Here is a 6,978-nt window from a genome sequence, read left to right on the forward strand (position 1 = left end):
AGAGCGCGCCTGACAGGTGATTGTGCAGATCGCCGCCTTTGGGCATGCGGTGCAGGAACAGCCGCAATTCACCCGGATCGCGTGCGGCCTTGGCCATGATCGCCGCAACCTGCGCGCTGCGCGTGGCACTGCCAGCAAGCGGACGCGCCGCGACGGGCGCCGCGCTGCCCAGGGCCAATGCCATGCCGGCCAAGGCCAGCGACACCGTGGCGCGTCGGTGGGTCACCGGGTGCCGTTCATGGCTGGGCCGCATCGGGCACGCTGTCACGATAACGGACCCAGTCGGCAAGCAGACGGTGCACCACCACCGCGCCCACGCGATAGTTCGCCTCGTACGCCGCCACCTGCCCCGGCCCTTCGTCACCCACGCTGGCGAGCGGCGAATGGCCCGGCGGCGGCATCGACGGATTGCTGGCGCTGCGCAGCACCATCACCCGCTTCATGTCGACCAGGCCAGCTTGGCTGGCGGCGAGCATGGTGCCGGCCATCAACTGGCTTTCCATGTTGGTCATCACAAAGCGGCCTTGGCCGTGGGTCCACAGCTTGACCCAGTCGCGCGCCCACTGCGTGCGCCCGGCGCCGTGCCAATAGCGCAGCGTGCCCAGCGCTTCGCCCATCAGCACGAACGGTGGACGCTGCGCCTGGGGAAAGCCTTTCCATTGCGCGCGCGCGGCCTTGAGCGCCGGTGTATCCGGGATCGGTGTGTCCTTGCTCAGCGCAAAGGCCCAGTTCGCCAATCCCTGGTTGAGCGGCACGGCCATGCCCAGTGAACCGGTATCGCTCATCCCGGCAAAGCTGTCTGCCGCCTGCGGCAATTGCCCGGGCGCCTTGGCGCCGATCGCGAACAGGCCATAAGGCCAGCCTTTGGGCACCTCGCTCTCGGCAAATTCGCGCAATGCGTCGCCGCTCACCACCCAGCGCGCCCAAGCCGCGCTGCCGACCGAGGCGACCTGCGGATCGACGCCGGAAATGCCGGTAAACAGCCAATACGTGTGGGTGAAATCAAAGCGCGGATCGAGCAGCAGCGCCATCAGCTGCACCTCTGGCGTCACCACCAGCGAATGCGCGTCGCCCCAGACCATGCCGTAGAGGCCAGCCGCATTGCGGCGCAGCGGGTGCAACGCGCCACGCACCGGGATCACCTCGTCCAAATGCTCCCGCTCGGCCCAGAGCTGAAACTCACCCGGGGCATCGCCAATGTCGGCGCCCGGTTCGAAGTTGGCGATGACCATGACCTTGACCGGGATCGGCTGCACCGCCGGCACGACCGGAAGCGCCGGCTCCGCCGCGCGCACGGCAGGCGCAGCGGCAAAAAGGCCCAGGGCCAGCGCCGCGCAGACCGCACGGCTTCTGGCCACAAGCCTTTTCCTGCCCCCGGCCGGCCTGCCGGAGAGTCTTGCCGTGATACGCCCCAAAACACGTTCCCTGAATGATATTTTGTGTCTGGAACTTGCTAAAGGACATAGTGTGTTGCAATCAATCACAATGAATTTGACAGAGCGTTGCAAAAATTAGAGAGCCCTAGATGCCAGCGTTTTCCCGCTTCCTGCGCTATTTCATGACCGTTGGCCGGCTTGGCTCGATCCGAAAGGCGGCCGACGAGCTCAATGTCTCGGCCTCGGCCATCGACCGCCAAATCCTTAATGCCGAGGCGGAACTAGGCATGCCGCTGTTCGAGCGCCTGCCCACCGGCCTGCGCCTGACGGCAGCAGGTGAAATCGTCATGGCGGCCGGCGCCCGCTGGCAAAAGGGACTGAGCGAGGTCCGCGCCCAGATCGAGGATCTGCGCGGGCTCAAGCGCGGGCATGTGACGTTGGCGATCATGGACGCGCTGACCAAGGGCTATATCCCCGCGCGCCTCCGCGCGATCCAGAACCGCTATCCCGGCATTTCGGTGGATGTGCGGGTCATGGCCAACGAACACATTCGCGGGGCGATCGCCAGTGGCGAGGTGGATTTCGGCATCTGCTTTGATCCGCAGACGTTTCGCGATCTCACCGTGCTGGCCTATGCCAACATTCGCCTGGGTTTCGTCGTGCCGGCCGATCATCCGTTTGCGCGGCAAGGTTCCGCCCGGTTTTCCGCCTGCGCCGGCATGCCGATGATCCTGCCCGCCCCGCCACTCGCGGTGGCCCAGCAGGTCCAGGTGCTGGCCGGAACATCGAAGATGCCGCTGGATCGCAAGTCTTCGTCGGACAATATCCAGATGATCACCTCGCTGGTGCTGGAAGGGGTCGGCATCGGCCTGTTGACCTCGCTCGACGTCGCCAACGAAGTGCGCGCTGGCCAGTTGGCGTTCGTGCCACTCACCGATCCGGTGCTAAAGCCGATGACGCTGGCGCTATGTACCGCCACATCGCGCGCCACGTCTTATGCCGCCGATGTCGTGCTGCAGGAAATCCAGAACAGCTTTGCCGCGCTGGACTATATGGACCCGAGTTGAGCAAGCCTGTAAGGGCGGCTTCTTCGAATCGGGGGCCGCCGCATCGGCAGGCATCCGCCACCAGACCTTCCCTTTCCACGCGGACATGCGCCATGACCCAGCCGGTTTTCGATTATATCGCCTATGACGATTTCCTGGCGATCGTGCTCACGCTGTCGCAAACCGTGGGCACGGGTGACTGGAAGCCGGATTTCGTCGTCGGCATCGGCCGCGGCGGCCTGGTACCGGCGGTTTACATGAGCCAGATTCTCAACGTACCGATGCTGTCGATCGACCAGTCGGCCAAGGTTCCCGGTTTTGCCGATGAACTGCTGGTCAAGTTGGCCACGATGACCAAGGCCGGCCAGCGCATCCTGATCATCGATGACATCAACGATTCCGGCCGGACCATTGCCCAGGTCCGCCGCCTGCTGCGCGCGCACGACACGGTGGAAGACAATCTGCGTTTTGCGGTGATGATCAACAACGCGGTGTCGCAGGAAACGGTCGACTATGCGGTGCAGACGATCGATCGCACCACCGACAAGCGCTGGTTCGTGTTCCCGTGGGAAGCGGTTGCCACCGCCGAAACGCTCACCGGCCAGGCGAACGAAGTGCCCGAGCGCCTGGCCTGACCTGGGCCGCCCGGTTTACTTGCCCACCAGCCGCGCCAGCATCGTTTCCATTTTCGGCACGTCGATCGCCAGCACCACGTCCTGCGCCTGTTCGCCCAGGCCGGGATGATAGGCTTCGTCCCAGCTCAGCGTGTCGCCATAACCGGCGCCTTGCTGGCTTTCGAAATCTATCCATAGCCTGCGGTGCGTGGCAACCACGGCGGGATCGAGCCAGACTGCGGCGGCAATCTCGTCCCACAGCGGAAAGCCGGGCTCCAACTGCTTGATAAAGCGATCGACACCCGTGCGCGCAGCCTGGCCCAGCCGGGCGATCAGGGCCGGGCTCAATTGCGTCGCCGTCGACGGATCGACCGGCACCATGGTGATCTTGCGCCAAGGCGATCGCGCCATGATGCTGGCTGCTTCGGGATCGAAGCGAATGTTGAACTCGCGCCGGGGGTTGTTGACGAACTCACGGGCGAAATCGGCCGCCGCGCGGTTGTTCAGCACCTGGCGCGGGGCAAGGCTGCCGCCCATATAGACCAGTTCCTTGGCCAGGCCGGCAAAGGCGGGATCGAGCCGCTGCGCCAGGGCCAGGTTGGTCATCGGGCCGCAGGCAACGATGGTGATCTGGCCGGGATACTTGTGCACCATGCGGATCAGGAAATTGGCGGCGATCTCGTCGGTGGCATGGGTTTTGGGGTTGCCGCCGGGCAGGTCCACGGCATCGAACGGGCCGTGATAGGGCGGCGGGGTTTGCTGCGTGTCTTCCACCCAGCGTTTCATGAACGCGCCCTTGAACACCAGCGGACCGTGCGCCTGCTCCCATCGCTCGGTCGCTACCTCCGAATTGAGCAGCGGAAACGTGGCGCCCGCCACCACCGGCACATCGGTGCGGCCGATCCATTCCAGCCCGCGCAGCGCCTGCGCCGTCACGCGGTTGGCCCAGGCATTGCCAGACACCGTGGTCAGGCCCAGCACCTCCACATCGGGCGATGAAAGCAGCATGACCTGCATCAGGCCAAAGCCATCATCGTCGATGATCACCTTGCGGCGCTCCGGCGCGGCGTGGGCGGCGCTGGCCACCAGCAGCAGCACGCTTGCTGCCAAAAGGCGCGCCGCGCCCTGCTTAATGCGCTGCAACAGCATAGGCATCGATATCCTTGATATGGCCGGCAATCACTTCTTGCGGCAGGAATGACCCAGCAAAGCTGTTGCGCGCCAGCTGCGTCAGTTGTTCATTCGACAGGCCGCGCGCCCGCGCCACGGCGAGGTAGTTGTCGACCACGTAACCGCCAAAATAGGCCGGATCATCGGAATTGACCGTGGCCGCAAGGCCCAGGGCCAGCATGCGATCGAGCGGATGATCAGCCAGGTCTTCCACGACGCACAGCTTGTGGTTCGACAGCGGGCACACCGTCAGCGTCATGCCCTGCGCGGCCAGGCGGGCGACCAGGCCTTCGTCTTCCAGCGCGCGGTTGCCGTGATCGATACGGTCGACATGCAAAAGGTCCAGCGCTTCGTGCACATAGGCCGGCGGGCCTTCTTCCCCTGCATGGGCCACGCGCTTGAGGCCTTTGGCGGCCGCAGCGGCAAAGACCTGCTCGAACTTGCGTGGCGGATGCCCCACTTCCGAGGAATCCAGCCCCACGGCCGTGATCTGGTCCAGCCAGGGTTCGGCCATGGCCAGCGTGGCAAAGGCCGCATCTTGCGAGAGATGGCGCAGGAAGCTCATGATCAGGGCGCTGGTCATGCCGTGGCGCGCCTGCGCCTCGGCCATGGCCGAAAGCAGGCCTTCGATCACTTCGGCAAAGGGCACGCCGCGATCGGTATGGGTCTGCGGATCGAACATGATTTCGGCGTGGCGCACGCCATCGGCCGCCGCGCGATCGAAATAGGCCATGGCCAGATCGTGGAAATCCTGCCGGGTCTGCAACACACCGGCACCGGCATAATAGATATCGAGGAAATCCTGGAGGTTGGAAAAGGCATAGGCCGCGCGCACGGCCTCCACGCTGGGGTAAGGTAGCGCGATGCCATTGCGCTTGGCCAGCGCAAACATCAGCTCCGGTTCAAGGCTGCCTTCGATGTGCAGGTGCAGTTCCGCCTTTGGCAGGCCGCGCACAAAGGCTTCAAGATCAACCACACAATGCTCCTTCCTGGCGCGCGGGGGCGGCGCGCTTGTCCCACGCGCATTCGCCCATGATCCAGGTTTGCGCAACCACCCTGTCATCCCCCAGGATCTGCATGGCAAAGAGCCGCTCAGCCAGGCTCGCCCCGGCGCAGCGCCGTGCCAGCAACGGGGTTGCTGCCGCATCCAGCACCACGAAATCTGCCTCTTGCCCCACCGCCAGGGCGCCCACCTTGTCAGCAATATGCAGCAGCCGCGCGCTGCCCGCCGTGGCAAGGTAGAGCGCCCGGAACGGATCGAGCCGTTCTTCGCGCGCCAAGGCCGCCTGATAGGCCTGCCCCTGGGTGTAGAGCATGGAAAAACTGGTGCCGGCGCCAATATCGGTGCCCAGGCCCAGCTTTACCCCGTGCCGGTCTGCCTGGCCAAAATGAAAGAAGCCCGATCCCAGGAACAGGTTGGACGATGGACAAACGGCAATCCCCGCCCCGCTTTGCGCCAGGCGCGTGCACATGGCGTCTGACAGGTGGATGCCGTGGGCAAACACGCTGCGTTCGCCCACCAGGCCAAAGCGATCATACACGTCGAGGTAATCGCTGGCCTGGGGAAAGCGAGCTGCCACCGCCGCGCACTCGTGGCGGTTTTCCGCCAGGTGGGTGTGCAACAGCACATCCGGGTGCGCGGCGAGGAGCGCGCCGGCCATGGCGAGTTGCGCGTCGGAGGAGGTTAACGCAAAGCGCGGGGTGATGGCATAAGACAAGCGCCCTTTGCCCGCCCAGCGCTCGATCAGCGCCTCGGTCTCGCGGCGGGCACTTTCCACGGTGTCTTTGAGGCCATCAGGCCCGAGGTCCATCAACACCTTGCCCGTCGCCACGCGCATCCTGCGGGCCAGCGCTGCTTCGAACAGCGCATCGACCGAACCTTCGTGGACGGTGGGGAACACCAGCGCCGATGTGGTGCCATGGCGCAGCAGTTCGTCGAGGAACGCCGTGGCCAGGGCATCGGCATGGGCCCGATCGGCAAAGGCCTTTTCGGCGGGAAAGATGTGCCGCTCCAGCCAATCGAGCAGCTGTTCGCCGTGCGAGGCAATGCGATCCATTTGCGGATAGTGCACATGGGCATCGATGAAGCCGGGCACGATCAGGCCTGCGATCGGCGTCACCGGCACATCGGCAAAACGCGCAGCCAACATGGCATGATCGCCGCGTGCGACGATGATCCCGTCTTCCACCACCAACAGGCCATCGGCGTGGTAGGCGACGGCATCGGGCGTGTGCAGCGGATCATCGCCCACGCTCAGGATTTCGCCACGAAAGGCGCGCAGGTTACCCAAGGATCGAAACTTTCTCTTTCTTTTCGGCCGCTTCCTGCGGCAATTGAAGAAGCTGTGCCAAGACCGCAATCGCGATCACGTCCGGCTCCTTGCCGGTGATACCGGCCATGCCGATCGGGCAGGTGAGCCGGCCGGGCGTGGTTGCATCCAGGCCTTCGGCTTGGAGACGCGACACGAAGCGCGCCCGCTTGGTGGCCGAGCCGATCAGGCCGACGAAGCCAGGCGATGGCCGCTGCAGCGCGGCGCGGGTCAATTGATAGTCCAGCGCATGATCATGCGTCAGGATCACGATCGCCGCTTCCGCCGGTGCCTCGGTCACGCAGGTGGCGATCGCGTCTTCCGGCACGATGGTGACACCGTCCAGGCTTTCGAACATCGGCCGGGTATCGAACCAGCACAGCCGCAACGGCAGGCCAGCCATGTGGCGGGCGATCGCCTGGCCCACGTGGCCTGCACCAAACAGATAGACCGGCCGCCGCCA

General features: G+C 64.9%; 7 protein-coding genes and 1 pseudogene. 2 read left to right on the plus strand and 6 right to left on the minus strand.

Features of this window, described 5'->3' with window-relative positions:
- Both H926_RS33335 and H926_RS0113225 read right to left on the minus strand, forming a co-directional pair.
- A pseudogene (locus H926_RS33335) lies at positions 1 to 226 on the minus strand (hypothetical protein); the annotation flags it as partial.
- 10 nt (positions 227 to 236) lie between these two features.
- Positions 237 to 1,358 (minus strand): purine nucleoside permease, encoded by a 1,122-nt coding sequence (locus H926_RS0113225; RefSeq protein WP_022676734.1) that lies wholly within the window; start codon positions 1,356 to 1,358, stop codon positions 237 to 239.
- A gap of 167 nt (positions 1,359 to 1,525) precedes the next feature.
- Here H926_RS0113225 and H926_RS0113230 point away from each other — a divergent pair, with 167 nt between their 5' ends.
- Positions 1,526 to 2,443 (plus strand): LysR family transcriptional regulator, encoded by a 918-nt coding sequence (locus H926_RS0113230; protein WP_022676735.1) that lies wholly within the window; start codon positions 1,526 to 1,528, stop codon positions 2,441 to 2,443.
- A 92-nt stretch (positions 2,444 to 2,535) separates the two neighbouring features.
- Positions 2,536 to 3,057 carry a phosphoribosyltransferase gene (locus H926_RS0113235; protein ID WP_022676736.1) on the plus strand — a complete coding sequence of 174 codons (522 nt, stop codon included), beginning with the start codon at positions 2,536 to 2,538 and terminating at the stop codon, positions 3,055 to 3,057.
- Positions 3,058 to 3,072: 15 nt separating this feature from the next.
- On the opposite strand, the gene H926_RS0113240 is transcribed toward H926_RS0113235, so the two are convergent.
- The 4 genes from H926_RS0113240 to xdhC form a co-directional block, all read right to left on the minus strand.
- Positions 3,073 to 4,185, minus strand: coding sequence for a nucleoside hydrolase (locus tag H926_RS0113240; protein WP_022676737.1), 1,113 nt, complete (start codon positions 4,183 to 4,185; stop codon positions 3,073 to 3,075).
- On the minus strand, positions 4,166 to 5,182 hold the full coding sequence (locus H926_RS0113245; RefSeq protein ID WP_022676738.1) for an adenosine deaminase: 1,017 nt from the start codon (positions 5,180 to 5,182) through the stop codon (positions 4,166 to 4,168). The genes H926_RS0113240 and H926_RS0113245 overlap by 20 nt, the downstream gene beginning before the upstream one ends.
- Positions 5,175 to 6,497 carry a guanine deaminase gene (gene guaD, locus H926_RS0113250; RefSeq protein ID WP_022676739.1) on the minus strand — a complete coding sequence of 441 codons (1,323 nt, stop codon included), beginning with the start codon at positions 6,495 to 6,497 and terminating at the stop codon, positions 5,175 to 5,177. Before guaD ends, H926_RS0113245 begins: the two co-directional genes overlap by 8 nt.
- Positions 6,490 to 6,978: xanthine dehydrogenase accessory protein XdhC (xdhC, locus tag H926_RS27465; RefSeq protein ID WP_237741036.1), on the minus strand; the 489-nt coding region annotated here is incomplete at its 5' end. The genes guaD and xdhC, both read right to left, overlap by 8 nt.

The sequence above is a fragment of the Novosphingobium sp. B-7 genome, assembly GCF_000410615.1.
GTDB lineage: Bacteria > Pseudomonadota > Alphaproteobacteria > Sphingomonadales > Sphingomonadaceae > Novosphingobium > Novosphingobium capsulatum.

Bases quoted from the DNA above. Each gene is read 5' to 3' on its own strand.
- H926_RS0113230 (WP_022676735.1), top strand. From the start codon at position 1,526: ATGCCAGCGTTTTCCCGCTTCCTGCGCTATTTCATGACCGTTGGCCGG.
- H926_RS0113235 (WP_022676736.1), top strand. From the start codon at position 2,536: ATGACCCAGCCGGTTTTCGATTATATCGCCTATGACGATTTCCTGGCG.
- H926_RS0113240 (WP_022676737.1), bottom strand. From the start codon at position 4,185: ATGCTGTTGCAGCGCATTAAGCAGGGCGCGGCGCGCCTTTTGGCAGCA.